Below are 20819 nucleotides of genomic sequence, written 5' to 3'. Positions count from 1 at the left end.
TGGCAATAAGACGCGCAAGCGCCCTTTAAGGCCTCGCGGTCCGTGCGGCTAGGGAGGGGGCCGGTTGTGTCCGGTATACCACACTTTCTCGCCGTGTGGTCGCAATTAGGTAAGGCCGAAGCTAAGCGCCGAGGTCTACGTAATTACCAATTGCACGATATGAGCAAAGGGGGTCATTGCCCACTTGCCGCTGTTATCCTTCGCGGTTTTGTAGATGATGAAGTCGCGCCCAATGGTAAAGGGTCCGTGCATCGTAATCTCATTGCCGGTGGAGAGAATGGCCCGAAGTTCGTTTGTGTGGCGTTGCTCAATCTGGCCCCTGATCAAATCGGATAGGACCTGATCCAGGATAATCGGTTGTGGGCCTTTCATTGGAATTCCCCGAATTGTTGCCGGCAGGGATTTTGATGGCGCCACAAATTACGACTGTAGGCAAGGCCTGTCGTCTCACCGAGTCATGGAGCGGCCGGTATGAGTTCAGTCATTCCTGAACGGAATAAGCCCAAAAATTTATTGGGTTGAGGTGTTGTGCTTTGGCACAAAAGTTGTTCACAGATCGTTCTAGTGCGTATTAGAGGCTGCTTTGCCTGGTTTCTCAACCGACAGGCGACGACTTCAGGATCTGACAGGTGTCAAATTCGCACTAATCCTAACGGGTTAGAAATCCTCTTTCGTACACGGCGCGTTCTCACGTCGTTCGGCGTATATTAGATCTTAAACTTTCAGTAGAAATTCAGGGTTTTGTAGGAGCTCTGTCGCGCATACGTGAGCGACAGAATCAACCAGATCAGCACAGCGGCTGTGATGAGCACAATCGTGATGGCTATGGCGATAATCTCCAACCTCAGCGGATCACGGTCCCCGTATTTTTCTGTTGTCCGACGAACCTCTGCGGTTGCGGAATCCTTCGCCTCGCCTATCACGTAAATCTTGTGCCCAATGGCCGTGATCTCGCACCCAGCCGCGATCAACTCATTCACGAAATCCGGGACTTCATTCGACGTCATCGACGGTCATCGCATGCCGGTTGACTACCGGATCAGGACCTTTGCGGGGGAGTATCAGACCTAAGCCGAAGTGCTTGCCTCAAAGAAATGACCCCGTCGCTTCCGACGGGGTCTCAGAGCGCGCGTACTATACCAACCGTGCTACATTAAGGGGCCGCATTCTTAAAACTGTCGATGGAACCCCAGCCTTTGATCCCTGGGGTCATCGGCAATGCAAACAACGGCCACCGATCCGGAATGTTCCCTATGCATCCGACTGATAGAAAGAGCTGCGGGACGTTTGCTCCCGCCACATCGCGTTGTCGAACAGCGCAGCCTCGTCGCTCACCCCATTGCGGAATTGATTGGCAATATGCCGGGCCAGGCTTTCGGCGCGTTTTCCAGAGCGCGGGATCCGACACCAGATGCACGCCCGATCGAATGTCCGTTGGAGCATATCAAGCTCGTCGGGGCTGAGTGGCTGGCCGGCAATCTCCTGGATCGAAACCTCCCGGGTGCCGCGCGTAAGCGAGTCCGCGTTCTCTTCCACCGCCGCCGATTTATAGTAGCCGATCATGTGTTTCAGAGCGCCGCTCTCCCGAGTGCCGCCTTGGTAACAGCTGATAATACGCCTTCCGATTGCCTCTGCGGCCTCGCAATTCCGCGACAGGCCGAGCCCGCGCAGGACGTCCACGAAGATCTGTTCGATCTGGTTGATCTCGTGAGGGAGAAGTACCTTTGAGTGGGTCGTGGGAGACATCACGCGACCTCCTGTAACCTGGGGCGAAAGCGTGAAGTCTTCCAGTCGTCGGGGCCCTAAATACTGCCCAGCGATAGAGACAGTATGCGCCGATCCGGCCGCAAAACAACCAAAGAAGTTGCCGCCGTGACGCTGCGACAATGCCGTGCCTCCGGCCTGACGTCTACAACCCTTTCGAACGATTGAAGAGGTTCGCGGTCCCCGGCGGGGCCTCGGCAATCTCCACGTATCACGCCTCAATCGAACGTCCGTCCCGGTTTCCCCGGGGCGGTGTTAAGCATGCGAGCGTTGCGGCTAGTAGTTAAAATAGACGGTCACGCCTTGTCGCCGTTCGTAGCGGTAATAATCTCGATAGCCGTAATACCGGGAATAGCGGGGGTAGCACCGGCCGTAGTAATCGCAGGGACGGTGGGCGTACGGCCGTTTCCAGTGGCGATCCGCGTGCTCATGACGATGTTTCCGGTGCCTTACCTGCTCGACATCGCCAGCCCGCACATGTTCGGATTTTGGCACGAAGATCGGCGCGGCGTTTAGCGGTAGCACGAAAGATGCCGCTAGGACCACGGCTCCGAGGGTGGGGAATAGCTTTTTCATTTGACGCATCCTCTCTAGTTCTCAGCTTGGCCTGAACCACAGATGAACCGTCGCGGCTCGACCGTTGCGGAACCTAGCCCTGAGGTGGACCCCAGAGCGCTGGGTCGCTTGGGGCTGGGGTCGCGCTCTGGGATCTCTGGCGCCAACGGCGGGGGCTTCCGATACCGTTAGTGCTTGGGCAGCAATGGCGGGCGAAATCAGATTCGGCAATGCGGATAGGACCTTTGCCCGAGCGCACCCGACCTAAGTCCGAGGTTTTTCCAACTTCAACCCGAAAGGTCCAATACGGCGCAGCTTAGCTGGGAAGCTTGCAACGGGCCCCAGAGCGCGGCAGTGCTGGGGCGGGGCGCGCTCTGGGATCCCTCTAGTTGCCTGCGTTTTCGGATCAGCTTGGCGTCAAAGTGAATTCTTCGGCGTGACCAGCTTGCTATCAGGCAGGATTCGAACTAAGTTTGTAAGACTAAGTTCGAGATTGGCCATGCACACTGTAAATATTCACGAGGCGAAAACTCATTTGTCCCGGCTCATTGAGAAAGCGGCGAAAGGCGAGTCCTTTATCATCGCCAAAGCGGGTAAGCCGTTGGTGAAGGTCGTTGCGGTCGAGGCACCTGCCGCCGACGAAACTCGTCGCGTCGGATTCATGGCGGGGCAGTTTTCCGTACCGGAAGACTTTGATCGGATGGGTGGCGAAGATATCGAGAAACTGTTTGGCGGCGAATGATGAAACTCCTGCTCGATACGCATCTTCTGCTTTTGGCTGCGGGAGAGCCTGGAAAACTGCCGCCCGCTGCTCTGGCTGAAATCGAGAATATCGACAATGTTTTGCTATTTAGCGCGGCGAGTCTTTGGGAGGTGGCCATTAAGCGCGGGCTTGGCCGCGCCGATTTTATCGTGGACCCTCGCCTACTTCGCCGCGGTCTCATCGATAACGGCTACCAAGAGCTCCCAATCACCAGCGAACACGCAGTAGCGGTGGATGGACTGCCAGCGATCCATAAGGACCCCTTTGATCGGATTTTGGTCGCTCAATCGATCGTGGAGGGTGTCACCCTGTTGACTGTCGATGAACTGGTCGGGCAGTATCCGGCCCCCATTCGCTGTATGCAAAAGTAGCTCGAAATCGCCTGCTCGCTCCATACGGAGCGAGCCGATGTTGACGAATTCCGGCGTTCCTCGGCTGCACCGAGGCGTAGGCCCTTCTAGGGGTAATTACCTTTGCAATTGGACAGATATCGACACGCGGCACGTTTGCGCCCGCGGCATTAAAGCGCCCAAACGTTCTGCTTGTTTGGTAACGGTCTTCCCCCAGACTTAAGGTTGAATTGCGCGCGGTTGTGGAGGTTTGAAAGCGCTGATACGCTCCCGCCGTCGCAACTTCGCTCAAGGGATTGCTACCGATTTGTTACCCTACTCGGTAGCACCATGAAGAACGGCGAGATACGCACGAGTACAAAATCGAGCGCTACGCCTCGCAATTTGGCATTTCTTGGGACGCCCACAATTGCTGGCGATAGAACTTGAAGTCCGGCCGTCCCACCGAAAACGATTCCTCTCCTCAGCGCTCGAACAGGTCGCGGCGATGGGGATTTATGCGCTGTTATCCGACCCGCAGACAAGCGGCGGTCTGCTCGTCGCCTGTTCGCGATCGTCCGCGCCTGAAGTGCTTGACGTCTTCAGCAAGCATGGGTTCGACGCGGCCGTAATCGGAGAGGCCGCGACGGGGAATGTGGCGTTGGTGGTCGCGTAGTACGCGTTGTCGACCGCGCCTGCGGGCGGGCCGCTTTCAGGCCACTTCGAGCTGAGAGTCTTGCGCCCCTTCCGCGACCGAGGGCGATTCCCATTGCATGTGGGAAGCGTTGAGCCGGCGCGCGACGATGTCGTGGTTGAGCCATTGGACGGGACCGGACGGTTCCGACGACGCGCCGAAGATAAGCTGGCCCGTCGCCTCGACCACAAGAGCACTCAGGTGGTCGCTGATCATGACCTTGCCGTCGCGATGCATCTGTGTGATCTCGTTGGACGTGCCGATCGTCAGATCGGACTGTGCTTGACTGTTCGCCATGGGCCACGCCGAGAAGTCGTAAAATGGACGCATGACTTCATTGGCCTGCATGTCGGTAATTTTCTGGAACACATCCTTCATCGTGAAGCCGTCTGCCAGAAGCTGCTGGCAGGCCTGCCACTGGTGCTCCGCCCAATGGCCGCCGTTCTCTTTCTTCAACGCAAGCAGTAGCGGTATCAGTGGGAGCTCGATGCCAGTGAAGACGTCGGACGAATTGGTCCGGATTTCGGGGCAGTTATAGACGGTCGCCTTGACACCCGCGGTCCAGGCATCCCGCGCGATGCCTTCGAGCCGCATCTTGGCGTAGCCTTGCGTGTAGTTAGTGTAGGTCTGCCAACGGTAGCTGCCGTCGATCAGGACGGCCGTTCCATGGTAGCCATAGGCCGTATAGCGGACTTGACCGCCCGATGCCTCGATGCGCTCGCGGATCGCCGTGCTGAAGTCGATGAGATGTCGGAAGGTGATTGCGGAGACTTCGTCGAAATTCTGCAGGATGAGCTTGCCCATATCGCTGTCGAGCAGGGCTTGCGACGACATGTGGCGGGCACCACGGCCCTTGTAGATTCGGTTGGCAATGACCAGGAAGACCTTCGCCTTCGGGATGCCTCCGGCCATTGTATGGGCGAAAAAGACGTTGCGGCCGCCGGCGATCATTCCGTCGAGAACGGCCATAACCTGCTTGAGCGCATTCGTGAACCGCGCGGTGGCGATGTCCCGGCACTGCTTAATGTAGTCCCAGTCGAGCTTGTCGTCTTGCCAGCTCTCTAGCGTCATGTCCGCGAGAAGATCGGTCGGGGTTGGGCCACCGGCCGGAGCGTCGAGATCGAAGCCCGCCATCAGAGGGATGTTGATGATCTTACCGCCCAGCCGCTCTTCGGCGGCGCAGAGTTCCTCGGCGTCCAGAGGCCGCAGCGCGTTGTTCTCATCGCGCCTTCCGACCGTGATCCCCACGATTTCCATACCAGCCCGCCGGGCTTCGTCGAGCAAGCCAGTCGCGTATCCGCGACCGAACAACTCGCCGAAGAGGACGAAAACATCTCCTTTGCGAAAGACGCTGTTTTCGGCAAGACGGTTCAATGCGATCGGGTTTTTCATACTGTCAGCTCTTTGGTCCGTTGGTCGTCGAGGGGTGACTCAGACGAACTTTGAGCGTCACATGACCACACTTGCCCGGAATAGGAAGTCATTTTAAGTGACGGTTCATTTCAAAACGTGAAGTCGCGCAAGGAAAGCGAGCGCCTTAGCGCAGCAATTCTGGCGTTTTGGGTGGGTGCTTTCCTGTCTCATGACCTCAACGCCGAATGTTCCAAGCCCGAAGGCAGGAGCGGCCGCTGCTCGATAACCCCCGAACGCATCCCGGGAGTGTCCACCGTTTTGGGGGTGATTCGTCGTCGGTTGTCGTGCGCCACGGACCTCCCCATGGCAGACAGACATACAGACATTCGAACCGATTGCACGTTAGACGAAGAAGATTGGCTGAGCCGACAGCAGCACAGGCATTCGGCGGTGAGGACGCGTGGCGGCCACGATCATGATCGGGCGAGTGCGCACGATTGAGGGCTCGAGAGATTGCGGGCTCATCAGCCATCCGATGCACGAAGCGGTTTCATCAGAAGCACCCAGTTTTCCGTATCGCCCTTCCAGCCTTCCCTGACACAGGCGAGCGTCGCCACTTGCGCGTAGCCGCTGCGCTCGTACAGTCGTCTGGCACCGACATTGTTGTCGGCAACGATGACGCTCATCCGACGGAGCGCCTGATCCCGCGCTATCTCTTCTGCCAGACCGAGCAGGCGTGAGCCAAGCCCTTGCCCGCGGTACTCGGGATAGCAGGCCAGTACATTGACATACCAGCTGTCGAGTGCCTTGTTTTCCAGTTCTTGCAGCGGCCGGAACAGGGCAGGGAAATCATCGGCAATTGGCTCGGGCTCCGATCCAATCGGGTAACCAGTCAGGCTTGCTACGGCGCCATCTCCGAAGTCCACGACTACAACCTGGCCTTCGCGCACCCTTTGCATTTGTCGGGCGCGACCCACGTCCCATGGATCCTGCCCGTCCTTTGCAAGCCCCTCCCAGATGTACAGGGGCAAACCCTCGCCCGCAAAGTTGACGAGATCGGCCAACGCCTTCGCATCTGCCTCGCTTGCAACTCGTAGCGGTGGTTCGAGCCGGATCATCTGGATCCTCCGGAAAGCTTTTGAGCGGACGCTCATCATATGAGGTTTTTCTGATGACGCGGAGGGCATTCTGACGGCGGCGGGGTCGACCTCGCCGTCGATTGAACGGTCTTTCGGTCGCAAGAACTGCCGAGCATGAGCCACCCGGTTGCCAAAAAACCATAATTGCTTCACCTAGATTGGCATAGACACTCGGCATTAAGAATTGGATCAACGCTGAATGCGCATATCATACGTCTTCCTTGGTGCATTTCTTGCATTCGTACAGTCCGCCTATGCTGAGGTCGCCCCACCGCCTGTTCTGGAGCCGCTGAAGCAACAGGCACAAGCTGCGCAGTTGAGTGCAAAATTTCTCACGCGTTTCAGCTACAAGCCGGTTCAACTCGACGACGCCTTGTCGGCCAGGATCATGGATCGGTTCATCGAATCACTCGATCCGGATCGCGTGCTTTTCCTGCAGGCGGACATCGACAGTTTCATGTCTGATCGCAGTGAGATCGACGATGCCATCAAACAGAAGGATTTGAAGATCCCGTTCGAGATCTTCAACGTATACGGGAAGCGCGTTGTCGACCGCATGAACTACGCGCGCGACTTGCTTAAACAGGACTTCGATTTCAGCACGCAGGAAAACTATCCCGTACTGCGCGACAAGGCGCCCTGGCCACAATCGGAAGCCGAGAGCAACGACCTTTGGCGCAAGCGCGTAAAAAGCGACTGGTTGCGTTTGAAGCTGGGCGGCAAGACCGACGCAGCCATTCGCGAAACGCTCACCAAGCGATATACAAACGCTCTCGATCGCGCCTACAAGTACAAAAGCGATGACGTTTTCCAGTCGTTCATGAACGCCTACACGACGTCGGTCGACCCGCACACGGATTACTTCGGCGCGAGCGCTTCGGCCGATTTCAACATCGCCATGAAGCTTTCGCTGGTTGGTATCGGTGCGGTGCTGCAGGAGCGCGACGACTACACGACGATTCGTGAACTCGTGCCCGGCGGGCCGGCGCAGCTGTCCGGCAAGCTTGCGGTCGGAGACCGCATTACCGGTGTTGGTCAGGGCAAGGGCGGTGCGATAAAAGAAGTGGTTGGCACCCGCCTGGATGAAGTCGTGCAATTGATACGCGGGAAGAAGGGCTCCGTCGTGCGCTTGGACATCCTGCCAGCAGATGCCGGGGCGGATGCCACGCATCGCGTCGTCACCCTGGTGCGCGATAAGATCAGCCTTGAAAAGCAGGCTGCGCAGAAGACCGTACTCACTGTGAAAGTGGGCGACGCCGAGCGTAAGATCGGCGTGATTACACTGCCGGCATTCTACGAGGATTTTGAAGCCCGGCGCAAAGGCGACAAGGACTACCGTAGCGCGAGCCGCGACGTGCGAAAACTTCTCGACGAACTCAAGCGGGAAAAAGTCGACAGCGTTCTTATCGACGTGCGCAACAATGGCGGCGGCTCACTGGACGAGGCGATCGATTTGACCGGCCTGTTCATCGGCAATGGTCCGGTCGTCCAGCAGCGCGGCAGCGACGGCAAGGTTGACGTAAGAAGCGCTGATTTTCCAGCGCCGGTGTGGACAGGCGCCGTGGGCGTTTTGGTCAATCGCGGCTCGGCGTCGGCTTCGGAGATTTTTGCCGCGGCAATCCAGGATTACGGTCGAGGCGTGATCATTGGCGAACCCAGTTTCGGCAAGGGCACAGTTCAAGCCGTCGTCAATCTTGACGAGATGGTTCGCAACAGCAAGCCCGAATTCGGTGAGCTGAAAGTGACGATCGCCCAGTTTTTTCGGATCGATGGCGGCACGACGCAGCTGCGCGGCGTGACCCCTGATATCAGCCTGCCGGGACTTTCCGACCCGACCAGCTTTGGCGAGACCAGCTATGACAATGCCTTGCCGTGGGCGCAGATCAAGCCCGCGAAGTATGCGCCCGCCGACACTGTGATGAGGTTGCTGCCGAAACTGCAGAGCCGCCATGATGTGCGGGTTGAGAGCGATCCGGACTTCCAGCGCCTGCTGAAAGACATTGCGGAAGTGAAAGCGCAGCGCGAGAAAGGGGAGATCTCCCTCAATGAAGCCGAACGCCGCAAAGAACAGACCGACCGGGAAAAACGACGGAAGTCCCGCGCGCTAGCAGGTGATGGCGACGACACTGGCGGAGATGATGGCCTCAATGCAAACGAGCGGAGCCTGAGTGCCGACATTGCGATTGAGAATGCCCGCAAGAATGCAAAGGACGTCCTGCTGAACGAGGCCGCCGCCATTCTTGCCGACGAGGCCGTTTGCAGGAAGGCGTGCTGACGGCGACCGCAGGGCGATAGGGAAGCACGGACGGGGACTAATCAGACCCCGTCCCGCGTCCAAGTGCGCGCTGCGTCCGACCATGTCTTCGTTCTCTGCAACTGCAAATTGGGGTTTGGTTCAGATACGTTCTCGAGCGCAAAGCTGACGGGCCCGCCGCTGGCGTTATCGCCGACGGGGCAGGTGCTTTGCGCTGTGATTGCGTCCGGGCAGACCAATTGAAGACCTGCGGGCAAAAAACTCCGCGAACTGTGGCGGAAACTAGACGGAATTTCTAAGGCGCTGCGCAACCAAAGTGCTCGGTCCCTCGCGCTATTGCACGCCCACCGGTAGGTTCTCGGGGAAGTCAACACCGGAGAATTGCATGAAACGCCTCCTCATTCTTGGCGCCGCCCTTGCCGCGCATTTCGTGACTCCCGCGAAGGCTGAGGAGCCCACAAAACTCCTCAACGCTTCCTACGACGTCTCGCGCGAGCTCTTCGTTGTTGAGAACGAGGCGTTCATCAAGCAGCATCCGGGCGTGACGATCGACCAGGCGCACGCGGGCACCTCCAAGCAGGCGCGCTCGATCCTCGAAGGCCTTGAGGCCGACGTCGTAACCTTCAACCAGACCACCGATATCGAGTTCCTGGCCAAGAACGGTTTCGTCGCCAAGGATTGGGCGAAGGCTTTCCCGAACAATGCCTCACCGTTCTATTCCTTCCCCTCGTTCCTGGTGCGGACCGGCAATCCCAAGAACATCAAGGATTGGGCCGATCTCGCGCGTGACGATGTTCACGCGGTCTTCCCCAATCCGAAAACGTCCGGCAACGCCCGCTACACCTATCTCGCCGCTTACGCCTGGGCCAAGGAGGCCTATGAGGGCGACGAGGCAAAGATCGCGGCCTATATCACCAAAATCTTCGACAATGTTCCCGTATTCGATACGGGCGGTCGTGCCTCCACGACAACTTTTGTCGAACGCGAAACCGGTGATGTTCTGATCACCTTCGAGGCCGAGACCCGCAGCATCGTCAGGCAGTATGGTGCCGACAAGGTCGAGAGCGTCATTCCGTCCGTCAGCCTGCTTGCGGAGTTTCCGGTTGCCGTCGTCGACAAGGTCGCCGAAAAACACGGCACGGAAGCCCTTGCCAAAACCTATCTCGATTTTCTCTACACCGAGGAAGGCCAGCGCATCGCCGCTGAGTTCGGCCACCGCGTGCGCAACGAGAAGGTCGCTGGCGAATTCAAGGATAAGTTCCCGGCAATCCGCCTCGTCAACGTCGACGACGTCTTTGGCGGCTGGAGCAAGATCCAGAGCGAGCACTTCGCATCTGGCGGGGTTTTGGACACGCTCTACGGCAGCCGCTAAGCGTCAAGCGGCTCTCGCCTTCAGCCAGCCCGGCAGACGATCCGTTTGCCGGGTTTCACCATGACATGACAAGGAAATGACCGCTTGAGACGCAATGTCTTGCCCGGATTACGCCTGTCGCTGGGTGTGACGCTGCTCTATGTGAGCTTGATCGTCGTCCTGCCGCTGGCAGCACTCGTGTTCAAGGCGGCGAGCCTTGGCCCTGCTGACTACTGGCAGATTGTCTCGTCGTCGCGGGCTCTCGCGAGCTATCGCGTCACCGTGCTCGCTGCACTTGCTGCGACCTTCTTCAATCTCTTTTTCGGCCTGGCGCTTGCCTGGGTCCTGGTGCGCTATCGTTTTCCGGGGAAACGCATCGTCGACGCCATGGTCGATCTGCCGTTTGCACTGCCCACGGCGGTCGCCGGTATTTCGCTGACGGCTCTCTTCACGACGAACGGCGTGTTCGGCTCCATCCTCGGCGATTTCGGCATCAAGGTCGCCTATACCCCACTCGGCATCATGATTGCCATGTGCTTCACTTCGCTGCCTTTCATCGTGCGCACGGTGCAGCCGGTCCTGGAGGATCTCGACCCGTCGCTGGAAGAGGCCGCTCAATCGCTCGGGGGCTCGGATTGGGCGATCTTCCGCAAGGTCATCCTGCCGCTCCTCACGCCGGCTCTTCTCGCAGGTGTGTCGCTCTCCTTCGCCCGGAGCCTTGGCGAATTCGGCGCGATCATCTTCATTGCCGGCAACCAGCCGATGTCGACCGAAATTACCGCTCTGCTGATCTTCATTCGGCTGGAAGAGTACGATTATCAGGCCGCCGCCGCGATCGCGTCCGTCCTATTGCTTGCGGCTTTCCTCATGCTCGGCTTCACCAATTGGCTGCAAGCGCGAGCGCTGCGTTACACGGCAAGGGGCTGACCATGGGAACGATGAGAACCGGACGTACCCCGCCGCGGGTCGGCGACGGACCATTCTTCCGTCGCATATTGATCGGCATTGTCCTCATCCTCGGTGCCTTCCTCATTCTCGCCCCGCTGCTGATCATCGGCGTCGAAGCCTTTGCCAAGGGATGGCAGGTTTATCGCGACACGATCCTTCATCCCGACACCCGGCATGCGATCATGTTGACAGTGCTTACCGCCCTCGTCGCGGTGCCAGTCAACACCGCCTTCGGCATTGCCGCGGCATGGGCCGTCACCAAATTCGACTTCCGCGGCAAAGCCTTCCTGCTGGTTGTCATCGAGATCCCGTTCTCGGTCTCGCCGATTGTTGCGGGCGTCGCCTACCTCTTCGTCTACGGCCTGCAGGGCCTTTTCGGGCCGACGCTCGATGCCTATGGCATCAAGATCCTGTTCGCCATCCCCGGCATCATTCTCGCCTCGATGTTCGTCACGGCGCCGTTCGTGGCGCGTGAACTCATCCCGCTCATGCAGTCCCAGGGCAGGGACCTCGAAGAGGCGGCGACCTCGCTCGGGGCATCCGGCTGGCGTACCTTCTTCTCGGTCACGCTGCCGAACATCAAATGGGCGCTGCTCTATGGTGTCGTCCTTTGCAATGCGCGCGTAATGGGCGAGTTCGGCGCGGTTTCGGTCGTGTCGGGCAATATCCGTGGTCAAACCAACACGCTGCCGCTCCATATCGAGTTGCTTTACCACGACTACCAGGCCGCAGGCGCCTTCGCGTCGGCGTCCATTCTGGCGCTCATCGCCGTCTTCACCATTATCGCCAAAGTGGCGCTGGAGCGCCGTGGGGCGGGCCGCGTCCGTCCGGCAGTCAATCCTGCGGAGAAAACAGCATGAAGATCCGCCTTGACCACGTCGTCAAGACTTTCCAAACCTTCCGCGCCGTCAAGGACGTCTCCCTGGAGGTTCAAAGCGGCGAGCTTGTTGCGTTGCTCGGTCCGTCCGGTTCCGGCAAGACGACGATCCTGCGGATGGTCGCGGGCCTCGAATTCGCCGATGGCGGCCACATCTATTTCGGCGATCAGGATGCGACCGACATACCGGTGCGCGACCGCGGCGTCGGCTTCGTGTTCCAGCACTATGCACTTTTCCCGCACATGACCGTGGCTGAGAACATTGCCTTCGGCATGGACGTGTCGAAGGTCAAGCGCGAGAAGGCAGTGATCCAGGCGCGGGTGACGGAACTCTTGCGGCTGGTGCGCCTCGAAGGGCTGGGCGACCGGTTTCCGGCGCAAATCTCCGGAGGGCAGCGCCAGCGCGTTGCGCTTGCCCGCGCCCTGGCGGTCGATCCGAAAGTGCTCCTGCTCGATGAACCTTTCGGTGCCCTGGATGCGAACGTCCGTCGAGAGCTACGCCGCTGGCTGCGCGAGATCCATACGACGCTCGGCATCACGACGCTGTTCGTCACCCACGATCAGGAAGAGGCACTCGACCTAGCCGATCGCGTCGTGATCCTGAAGGATGGCCACATCGTTCAACAGGGAACACCCGAAGCCGTCTGCCGCGACCCCAAGTCGGCATTTGTCATGAAGTTCCTGGGCGATGCCAACATGCTCTCTGCCGAAGTGCGCGACGGCAGGGCCTATGCCGACGGCGCGGTGATCGAGGCGGCGGGGTTGGCAGATGGCAAGGCTGAACTCTACGCCCGTCCGGGTGATCTCGACTGGGTGCCGCAGGGGGGCGGCATCGCAGCCACGATCAGCCGGGTCATGGACAGGCCTAGCGGTCGCCGCGTGATTGCGACCACCCGCAGCGGCGTGCATCTGGAACTCGACCTGGAGGCGGAGCGGACCGTGAAATCCGGCGAAAATGGTTTTGTGACGCTGCGCCGTGCGAAGGTCTTTCCCGTCTAGGCGGTTGAAGCCGACCATCGCCGCTGTCCTATCGACTGCCCTCGTTGTCGGCAATTTCCCGAATAGGGATCAAGGTTCTCCGCCTTGAGCGAAACGCTACCTGTAAGCTCAACGCGCGAGACTGTTCCCGGCCAAGAGCCCATCCTACGCGGTTGGGCCCAAGTTCTTTCCAGCATCCCCACGTAGAGCGATCATTCCGCCGCCGACCGCTGGGGCAGAACCCAGTTCGCGCGCGGGAAATGGCAGGTGTAGCCGTTGGGATAGCGCTCCAAGTAGTCCTGGTGTTCCGGCTCGGCCTCCCAGAAATCTCCCACGGGCTCCACTTCGGTCACGACCTTGCCTGGCCACAGGCCTGATGCTTCCACGTCCGCGATGGTATCTTCGGCAATTCGCTTCTGCTCGTCATCGACGTAATAGATTGCCGACCGATAGGACATGCCAATGTCATTGCCCTGGCGGTTCTTCGTGGTCGGGTCATGGATCTGGAAGAAGACCTCCAGAATTCGCCTGTAGCTGATCCTCTCCGGATCGAAGAGGATTTCGATGCCCTCGGCATGGGTGCCGTGATTGCGGTAGGTTGCATTGGGCACGTCGCCACCGGTGTAACCCACGCGCGTATCGGTGACGCCGGGAAGCCTGCGGATCAGGTCTTGCATCCCCCAGAAACAGCCACCGGCCAGAACAGCTCTCTTGGTCATCCAGAATTCCTCCGGTTGATAAATACGCCTTGGTCTCATCTCCACTCAAGGGGAATGAACCGCCGGCGACGGAACTGTAATATAGGAACTCGTTTTGATCAGATCAGGTGGCCTTCGGGGCGAATTCCGAGCTGAGGCGCTGGAAGTTGGGTCGCTTAAAAGCGTTAAGCGTCGGGCACGGTGCCTCCGGGGCTGTCGCGGCCGGATGCTACAACGCTCCCGGCTTGAGCGGCTCTGCGAGTCGCGTCAGCAGCGTTACTACTTCGGCCTGCAGGTCCAGGCAGATTTGCTGATGTTCGGATACCTGCTTCTCGCGGCGCGGAAGTTCCCGCAACAGATTGTCGAGGGTCATCGACTCGCGCGCATAGGCCTCGTAAAGGTCGTAGAGCTGTTGGTTCTTTGTCATGCGCAGGAGTTCGCGATGCCGTGGAAGCACCAGCGCAAGGCGAGCCCGGCCGAGTTGCACCAAACCCATATCGTCTTTTACCCTCTGCTCTAACCTGTGATCTGTACGATCCAGGTTCTCTCGTGCGGTCCAGCGTCCGAAAGCACCGGTGGAACGAGAAACGCTGCAAGACGAGGACGGTTCCCGGCGATGTGCAGCCGGGGCCGGAGTGCGAGGGAGAGAGAGTTGAGATTGGTAAAGCCGGTGACGCTCGTCAGGTCTGGCCGCTGCGGGCATCCACGGGGAGGCTGAGCGCGGTACCATCGACGCGACGTAGGATGAAACTGTCAAAGTTGGCGATCGAGGCGCAGGAGTGGTTGGGGAACACACGCACGCGACTGCCGAGCGGCAGGGGACGTCCCGAGAAGGGAACGAAACCATGCTCTTCGGACAGTCGTTCGAGTGTCCACATACCGGTTTCGCCGTCGCCTTCGGCGCTGACGACAGTGCCGAAGCCTGCACCACCCATGCCATGCGCGCCGCGATCGGAGCTCATGGACTTCGAGCCGGCGTCAATGACGAAGTGAGTGTCGTTGGAGGCAACGACGCGGGCGACCACGCAAAGCGCGAGGTCGTCGGCAGAGCAGATACCAAGCCGGAGCGCGGTGCCGTCCAGAAAGACGTAATTGCCGGGCCGGATACAGTCGACCTCCTGGGGCAGCGGCGCGCCCTGGCAAGTCGGCGTCGCGCCGACGGAAATGCAGTCGACCGCGATTCCGCGCTCGCGAAGCCGGTCGGCGAGACTGGCGAGGTCTGTCGCCTCATCGCGGGCGATTTTGGCTAAGGCGTGCGGTTGGGAAGCCGCGTAGGCATGTCCGGCGTGCGAAAGCAGGCCGGCAAAACGCAGGCCGTCGGTGGCGGCGATTCTTGCGCACAAATCGAGCGCTGCAGGACCATTGGGTTTGAGGCCGACGCGACCGAGGCCAACGTCGACCTTGAGGAACACGCCGATCTCGACGCCGTGTCGGTTGGCGGCTTCCGACAGCGCATCGACACCCGTTTCGCTCGCCGCAATCGTACGCAGCTCGACGCCCCGTGCCTTTACCACAGGCAGCAGGCGATCGAGTGACGCGGCGCGGACGATGGGATAGGCGAGGATGATCGACGGGATCCCGGCTTCGGCGAAGATCAGTGCCTCGCTGGGCTTGGATGCGGTGATGCCGCGCGCGCCTGCCTCGAGCTGCTGTCGTGCGATGTAGAGGCTCTTGTGCGTCTTCACATGCGGAAACATCGTGACGCCGGCCGCGTCGGCGCGCTGCTGCATGCCCTTGATGTTGCGCGTAAGCCGTCTCTCGTCGACTTCGATATAGGGCGTCGGTTGCTCGGCAGCCGTTGGACGCAGGAAGCCCTCGGCCTTCACCTCGTTTGCGCCGTTGTCGATGTCTGCCGACGCCATGCCGGCCGCGCTCGCAGCCGATTGCGTCACTTCGGAAGTGCTCATGTTGGGTTACTCTGATCTGGACGGGAAATTGCGGCCGTTGTCAGCCGGTTACGACCTGCCGCACGTAATGGCTCGATGAGATCTGCCGCATCGGCAGTTCGTGCGGCACGAAGTCCGGCCCACGCACCGCACTCGGGATTTCGTCGGACATCGGCTGGCGTCCTTCCGGGCGGCGTGTCGGGTCAGCGATCGGAACGGTCGATAGCAGCTTGCGGGTATAGGGGTGCTGCGGGTTGCCGAATACCGAGCGGCGATCGCCGATCTCGACGATCTCGCCGAGATACATGACGGCGACGCGGTGGGCGATGCGTTCGACCACGGCCATATCGTGGCTGATGAAGAGGAGCGCGATCTGCATTTCGCGCTGCAGGTCCATCAAGAGATTGATGACCTGCGCCTGGATCGTCACGTCGAGCGAGGCAACCGCCTCGTCGGCGACGATGAGACGCGGGTTGAGCGCGAGCGCGCGGGCGATACAGATGCGCTGGCGCTGGCCGCCGGAAAACGCATGCGGATAGCGCTCGAGGTGCTCGGGCGAAAGCTCGACCTTAGCCAGAAGCTCGGCGGCACGGGCGCGCATGACCTCCGTCGAGCCCAGCTTGTGAACCCGCATCGGATCCATCAGCGACTGCTCGATCGTCATGCGCGGGTTGAGCGAGGAGAAAGGATCCTGGAAGACCATCTGGGCTTCGCGGCGAAATCTCGCGAGGACGGGGCGCGGCGCGCCGATCAGCTCGGTTCCATCGAAGCGGATAGAGCCCGACCGTGGTCGATCGAGCTGCATGATCGAGCGGGCAACCGTCGACTTGCCGCAACCGGATTCACCGACCAGCGCCAGGGTTTCGCCCGGAAAGATATCGAAGGTGACGTTCTCCACCGCATGCACCCGGCCGGAGACGTGGCCGAACAGCCCCGCCGTCAGGTCGAAGCGCGTGACCAGGTTGCGCACCGAGACGAGAGGGCGCCGGGCGTCCGTCATTTGCGCAGACGCGTTCATTCTGTCGCCTCCGCGAGTTGCTGCTCCGGTTCAAACACCAGCAGCGGGAATTTTTCCGGCGCATCCTTGTCGGCCATGCTGCCGAGGCGTGGCACGGCGGAAATCAGGGCGCGTGTATAAGCATGCTTCGGTTTGGCGAAAATGTCGTAAACTGAGCCGGTTTCGACGATTTCGCCCTTGAGTATGACGCAGACGCGGTCGGCGACTTCGGCGACGACGCCCATGTCGTGGGTGATGAACAGCACTGACATACCGATTTCGCGCTGCAGGGCACGAACGAGATCGAGGATCTGCGCCTGAATGGTCACGTCGAGCGCGGTCGTCGGCTCGTCGAGGATCATCAGCGATGGGCGGCAGGCAAGGGCAATCGCGATCATGACGCGCTGGCGCATGCCGCCGGAAAGCTGGTGCGGATATTGGTCGAGCCGGCGGTCCGCATCGGGCACGCGGACGAGCTTGAGGGTGTTGAGCGCGACCTGGCGCGCTTCTTCCGGCGTCTTGCCCTGGTGATAGATCACCGCCTCGGCGATCTGGTCGCCGACGGTAAAGACCGGGTTTAGGCTCGACATCGGATCCTGGAACACGATCGAGATGTCCGCGCCGCGAAGAGCTTCGACGCGCTTTTCAGAGAGCTTGGCGAGGTCGGCGACCGGGCCGTCCTTCAATCGCATCAGCACTCGCCCGCCGGTGATGGTCGCACCGTCATACTCGGTCAGCCGCATGATCGTCATCGCCGTGACCGATTTTCCGGACCCGGATTCGCCGACCAGCGCGACGGTCTCGCCGCGCGCTATGCGAAAGGAGACGCCGCGTACCGCGCGCAGCTCGGCGCGAGTGTGGGCGGCGAAACAGACTTCAAGGTCTTCCACAGAAAGGATGACATCCTCGGGCAGTTCAGGTGTTGCGGATTTGGACAGGGACATCAGCACATGGACCCGATTGCGAGGGGACGTTGCGTCCTCAGGTCTCGCAACGAGGTTGCATCCTGTCAATATGGTTGAATGGCAGGGTCGTCCCGGTGAGGCGGACCGCCACGGCCTGTGCGCTGCACCACGACCTTCCGCCTAGGCCACAAAACCGAGTGAAATCAATGTGTCACGAATGTGGCAGGCGAAACTATGCGTTTCGTGCATTGAGCCGCCTATCTTCGCATAGGCGGCGATCCGCTGCATTCGGGCACCACGACGCTCTAGGCGGCGTCGATATCGACATCGAAACCACTTTTGTACTGCGGCAGCGCCGCGCACTGCTTGAGATGCTGCCACAACCCATCGCTGTCAGGACTGCCGGGACCGGCGCGTCTGAAGATCCGGATTTCCATTTCGAGTGACATCTGTGGGCCGCCGATCTGGGCAAGGCGGCCCTGCCGCATCGCTTCCGCCACGCAGATCTGCGGCAGCCAGGCGACACCGCGGCCGGCGACGGCCATGTGCTTCAGACCGTCGGCGAGGCCAGACTGGTAGACAGTGCTGAGATTGAGCGGGCGACGCCAGCGCGACTGGATCAAGGTCGCCAGCTTGCCGATGTAGCCGTCGCTCCAGGAATAGGCGAGGTAGGGGATTTCCGTGGTTTCGGACACGTCGATGTCGAACAGCGGGCGGCCATTTTCGTCGGTTCCCGAAACCAGGATGAGCCGGTCCTTGCCGATCTGCAGGGATTCGAACGGGCCGCCTTCCAATACCGGCGGGCCATCGGGATGCACATAGGTGATGGCAAAATCGCACTGGCCCGAGCAAAGGTGATCGATGCTTTCAAGGAAGTCGGCAGCATGCATGCTGGTGCGAAGGGGCAAACGCGAGATCAGCGGCGAGCCGATCCATTTCGGGAAGAAGTACATCGCCAGCGTATGCAGCGAAGTAAACGTCAGCATGGCCGAGCTCTCGCCGGCGACATTGCGGCAATCGGTGCGTAGCCGGTAGGCCTCGCGCACGAGGCGTTGGCAGCCCGGCAGGAACATCGTGCCGGCCCGCGTCAATTGCACGGGATAGGTGCTGCGGTTGATCAGGTCCGCGCCGATCCAGTTCTCAAGCGATTTGATGCGGCGACTAAAGGCGGGTTGCGAAATATTGCGTGCAGTCGCCGCCGTCGAGAAATTCCTGGTCGCGGCAATTTCCAGAAAATCTTCAAGCCATTGCAGTTCCATGCTGGCCCTCATGCGTGTTTTGCATAGTCTATCCTAATTACACATTGGACAGACGTGCAAGGGCTCTTCTAGCCTCCCCCATAACGAGAAGAAAAACTTCCGCCTCCACCAAATGGGAACAACGATGAAACGCACCTTAGCCCTGGCCCTCTGCCTGGGGCTCGGCATCGCGGCTGCGCCCGCTATGGCCGAGACCAAAAACCCCGGCACTTTCGTCTTCATGTGGACCGACGACATACAGTCGTTCGACCCAGCCTATATTGCCAACACGCCGAGCTCCTACGGCTCGCTCAATATCTACAGCCGCCTGTTGAACTTCAACGGCTCGAAGATTTCCGAGTTCGTGCCGTCGCTCTCGACGGAGGTGCCGTCGCTGGAGAACGGCCTCATCAAGCAAGGCACTGACGGCTCCGTCAGCTACACCTTTCCGATCCGCAAGGGCGTTTTCACCCACAAGGTCGGGATCAAGGGCGCCGACGGCAAAGTCACCTGGGAATATTACGACAAGCTGACGGACGCGCAAAAGGCGACGATCGAGCCGGGTTACGGCCAGATTACGCCAGAGGACGTGCGCTATTCGCTGCTGCGCGCCATCCTTCAGGGGCAGTCGTGGATGTCGAACGCGATCACCGAGGTGATCACCGCTGGCAAATACACCGACATCGCCAAGTGGGTAGAGACCGAAGGTGAGGTCAAATCCATCAACGACGCCAGCCCCGAGGTTTTACGCAAGGTCTATGATCAACTCGCGTCGCAGATCGTCGTCGATGGCGACAACGTCACGCTCAAGCTGCCAAAGTCGTTTCCGGCAACGCTTGGCGTGATCGCGCTGCCTTTCGGCACCTCGGTTCTCGACAAGGAATGGGTCGCTTCCGTCGGCGGCTGGGATGGCTCTGGCGACACCTGGAAGGCTCATTACCGTCCGGAACTCGGCGCCAATCCGCTGTTCGCCGAAGAAAACGGCACCGGCCCCTTCATGCTCGAGGAATGGGATCGCACCGACCGGCGCATCACCCTGAAGCGCTTCGACAATTATTTCATGGGGCCGGCCAAGCTCGAGCGCGTGGTCATGCGCACGGTGCCGGAATGGACGACGCGGCGTCTGCAACTGCTGTCCGGCGACGCCGATTTCGTCACGGCCCCCGTCGAGTTCATCGACGAGCTCAGCAAGACCGAGGGCGTCAAAGTCATCGACGGCCTGCAGAAAGTGTTCTCGCGCGGCATCTTCTTCGCCTGGCCACTCGATGACAACGACAACCCGGCTATCGGCAGTGGCAAACTGGACGGTGCCGGCATCCCGCCGGACTTCTTCGCAGACATCGACGTGCGCAAGGGCTTCAACTACGCCCAGAACTACGATGCGCTGCTGAACCAGGTGCTGCTCGGCAAGACGGTGCAGTCGCGCGGGCCGACAGTGCGCGGCATCATGGGCTATCGCCCGGACTCGCCTGTTTACAGCTACGATCCCGCCAAGGCCGAGGAACACTTTAAGAAGGCGTTCGGCGGCAAGCTCTGGGATACCGGCTTTACCTTCACGGCCTATGTGACCGAAGGCTACCCGCAGCTGACCGCAGCGCTCTCGGCCTTGCAGCAGGGCCTTTCGCGCATCAATCCGAAGTTCAAGATGCAGATCCAGGCGCTGCCATGGGCATCCGTTTCGGACAAGCTCAACAACCGCGAAAAGCCGGCAGCACCCTTGACCGTAATGGGCTGGGGTCCGGACTATTCCGATCCGGGCGGTCCGCTCGGCGCTGCCAGCTACTATCTCTCGCCCACGGGCCTCGTCGGCGGCATGGTCGGCCAAGGTTACCGCGACCTGATGGCCGAGAAATTCAAGCCGCTGCTCGACGAAGCCTGGGCCTCGGTCGATCCCGCCGTGCGCGAGCCGATCTACGCCAAGCTGCAGGAAATGTCGTACGATTACGCCACCACCCAGTTCCTCTGGGAGGACTTCGGCTACGTCGTCACCCGCAGCAATATCGATGGCTATGTCGACAACATGATCCTCTACGGCGCCTGGGACTTCTACCCGGTCACCAAGGCCAACGACTGATTGGCGAGTGCGCGTC

The 20819-nt window shown here is 60.1% G+C and carries 19 protein-coding genes and 1 pseudogene; 9 read left to right on the top strand and 11 right to left on the bottom strand.

From position 1 onward, the window contains the following. Positions 1-135: 135 nt before the first annotated feature. From ACTJKM_RS28425 to ACTJKM_RS28410, 4 genes are all read right to left on the bottom strand, one after another. On the bottom strand, positions 136-372 hold the full coding sequence (locus ACTJKM_RS28425; protein ID WP_058327206.1) for a hypothetical protein: 237 nt from the start codon (positions 370-372) through the stop codon (positions 136-138). Positions 373-722: 350 nt separating this feature from the next. Further along, positions 723-1007, bottom strand: coding sequence for a hypothetical protein (locus tag ACTJKM_RS28420; RefSeq protein ID WP_440638474.1), 285 nt, complete (start codon positions 1005-1007; stop codon positions 723-725). A 244-nt stretch (positions 1008-1251) separates the two neighbouring features. Further along, positions 1252-1746: a hypothetical protein gene (locus ACTJKM_RS28415; protein WP_440638472.1), complete on the bottom strand. Its 495-nt coding sequence runs from the start codon at positions 1744-1746 to the stop codon at positions 1252-1254. A gap of 294 nt (positions 1747-2040) precedes the next feature. Beyond that, positions 2041-2340, bottom strand: coding sequence for a hypothetical protein (locus ACTJKM_RS28410; protein WP_113511285.1), 300 nt, complete (start codon positions 2338-2340; stop codon positions 2041-2043). 478 nt (positions 2341-2818) lie between these two features. Between ACTJKM_RS28410 and ACTJKM_RS28405 the strand changes: the two genes are divergently transcribed. The 3 genes from ACTJKM_RS28405 (at position 2819) to ACTJKM_RS28395 (ending at position 4087) form a co-directional block, all read left to right on the top strand. Further along, the gene (locus tag ACTJKM_RS28405; RefSeq protein ID WP_113511260.1) at positions 2819-3061 is read left to right on the top strand and encodes a type II toxin-antitoxin system Phd/YefM family antitoxin; all 243 of its coding nucleotides are present in this window, start codon (positions 2819-2821) and stop codon (positions 3059-3061) included. Further along, complete coding sequence (locus ACTJKM_RS28400; protein ID WP_440638469.1) at positions 3061-3453, top strand: type II toxin-antitoxin system VapC family toxin; 393 nt, start codon at positions 3061-3063, stop codon at positions 3451-3453. Before ACTJKM_RS28405 ends, ACTJKM_RS28400 begins: the two co-directional genes overlap by 1 nt. Positions 3454-3841: 388 nt before the next feature. After that, positions 3842-4087 carry an AIR synthase-related protein gene (locus ACTJKM_RS28395; protein ID WP_210179059.1) on the top strand — a complete coding sequence of 82 codons (246 nt, stop codon included), beginning with the start codon at positions 3842-3844 and terminating at the stop codon, positions 4085-4087. 36 nt (positions 4088-4123) lie between these two features. Here the strand turns inward: ACTJKM_RS28395 and ACTJKM_RS28390 are convergent, their stop codons facing one another. Next, on the bottom strand, positions 4124-5497 hold the full coding sequence (locus tag ACTJKM_RS28390) for an enoyl ACP reductase FabMG family protein (protein WP_440638467.1): 1374 nt from the start codon (positions 5495-5497) through the stop codon (positions 4124-4126). Between the two features lie 485 nt (positions 5498-5982). Then, the gene (locus ACTJKM_RS28385; protein WP_058327242.1) at positions 5983-6576 is read right to left on the bottom strand and encodes a GNAT family N-acetyltransferase; all 594 of its coding nucleotides are present in this window, start codon (positions 6574-6576) and stop codon (positions 5983-5985) included. Positions 6577-6796: 220 nt separating this feature from the next. Here ACTJKM_RS28385 and ACTJKM_RS28380 point away from each other — a divergent pair, with 220 nt between their 5' ends. The 5 genes from ACTJKM_RS28380 to ACTJKM_RS28360 all read left to right on the top strand — a co-directional run bounded on the left by ACTJKM_RS28380 (position 6797) and on the right by ACTJKM_RS28360 (position 13026). Then, entirely contained in the window at positions 6797-8872 is a 2076-nt protein-coding gene (locus ACTJKM_RS28380; RefSeq protein ID WP_113511258.1) for a carboxy terminal-processing peptidase, read from the top strand. Positions 8873-9236: 364 nt separating this feature from the next. Continuing rightward, positions 9237-10223, top strand: coding sequence for a thiosulfate ABC transporter substrate-binding protein CysP (gene cysP / locus ACTJKM_RS28375; RefSeq protein ID WP_440638464.1), 987 nt, complete (start codon positions 9237-9239; stop codon positions 10221-10223). Positions 10224-10307: 84 nt separating this feature from the next. Continuing rightward, positions 10308-11129, top strand: a complete 822-nt coding sequence (gene cysT, locus ACTJKM_RS28370) for a sulfate ABC transporter permease subunit CysT (protein WP_112994878.1) — start codon at positions 10308-10310, stop codon at positions 11127-11129. A gap of 2 nt (positions 11130-11131) precedes the next feature. After that, the gene (gene cysW, locus ACTJKM_RS28365) at positions 11132-12010 is read left to right on the top strand and encodes a sulfate ABC transporter permease subunit CysW (protein ID WP_058327199.1); all 879 of its coding nucleotides are present in this window, start codon (positions 11132-11134) and stop codon (positions 12008-12010) included. After that, positions 12007-13026, top strand: a complete 1020-nt coding sequence (locus ACTJKM_RS28360) for a sulfate/molybdate ABC transporter ATP-binding protein (RefSeq protein WP_058327198.1) — start codon at positions 12007-12009, stop codon at positions 13024-13026. The genes cysW and ACTJKM_RS28360 overlap by 4 nt, the downstream gene beginning before the upstream one ends. A gap of 191 nt (positions 13027-13217) precedes the next feature. Here the strand turns inward: ACTJKM_RS28360 and msrA are convergent, their stop codons facing one another. The 5 genes and pseudogenes from msrA to ACTJKM_RS28335 all read right to left on the bottom strand — a co-directional run bounded on the left by msrA (position 13218) and on the right by ACTJKM_RS28335 (position 18750). Continuing rightward, the gene (gene msrA / locus ACTJKM_RS28355; RefSeq protein ID WP_058327197.1) at positions 13218-13724 is read right to left on the bottom strand and encodes a peptide-methionine (S)-S-oxide reductase MsrA; all 507 of its coding nucleotides are present in this window, start codon (positions 13722-13724) and stop codon (positions 13218-13220) included. A 208-nt stretch (positions 13725-13932) separates the two neighbouring features. Further along, positions 13933-14130 carry a hypothetical protein gene (locus ACTJKM_RS28350; protein WP_245296090.1) on the bottom strand — a complete coding sequence of 66 codons (198 nt, stop codon included), beginning with the start codon at positions 14128-14130 and terminating at the stop codon, positions 13933-13935. Positions 14131-14383: 253 nt separating this feature from the next. Beyond that, the gene (locus tag ACTJKM_RS28345; RefSeq protein ID WP_082663499.1) at positions 14384-15610 is read right to left on the bottom strand and encodes an alanine racemase; all 1227 of its coding nucleotides are present in this window, start codon (positions 15608-15610) and stop codon (positions 14384-14386) included. Positions 15611-15650: 40 nt separating this feature from the next. Next, positions 15651-17530: pseudogene (locus tag ACTJKM_RS28340) on the bottom strand (ABC transporter ATP-binding protein). A 266-nt stretch (positions 17531-17796) separates the two neighbouring features. Then, a complete protein-coding gene (locus ACTJKM_RS28335; protein WP_058327240.1) occupies positions 17797-18750 on the bottom strand; it encodes a LysR family transcriptional regulator in 954 nt (317 codons plus the stop codon). A gap of 124 nt (positions 18751-18874) precedes the next feature. On the opposite strand from ACTJKM_RS28335, the gene ACTJKM_RS28330 reads away from it, so the two are divergent. Then, the gene (locus ACTJKM_RS28330) at positions 18875-20803 is read left to right on the top strand and encodes an ABC transporter substrate-binding protein (protein WP_113511251.1); all 1929 of its coding nucleotides are present in this window, start codon (positions 18875-18877) and stop codon (positions 20801-20803) included. Positions 20804-20819: the final 16 nt, after the last annotated feature.

It is taken from the genome of Ensifer sp. 22460, from assembly GCF_052044935.1.
Taxonomy (GTDB): domain Bacteria; phylum Pseudomonadota; class Alphaproteobacteria; order Rhizobiales; family Rhizobiaceae; genus Ensifer.
Note: the sequence above shows the minus strand (reverse complement) of the source record. Positions and strands in the feature narration are given on the sequence as shown.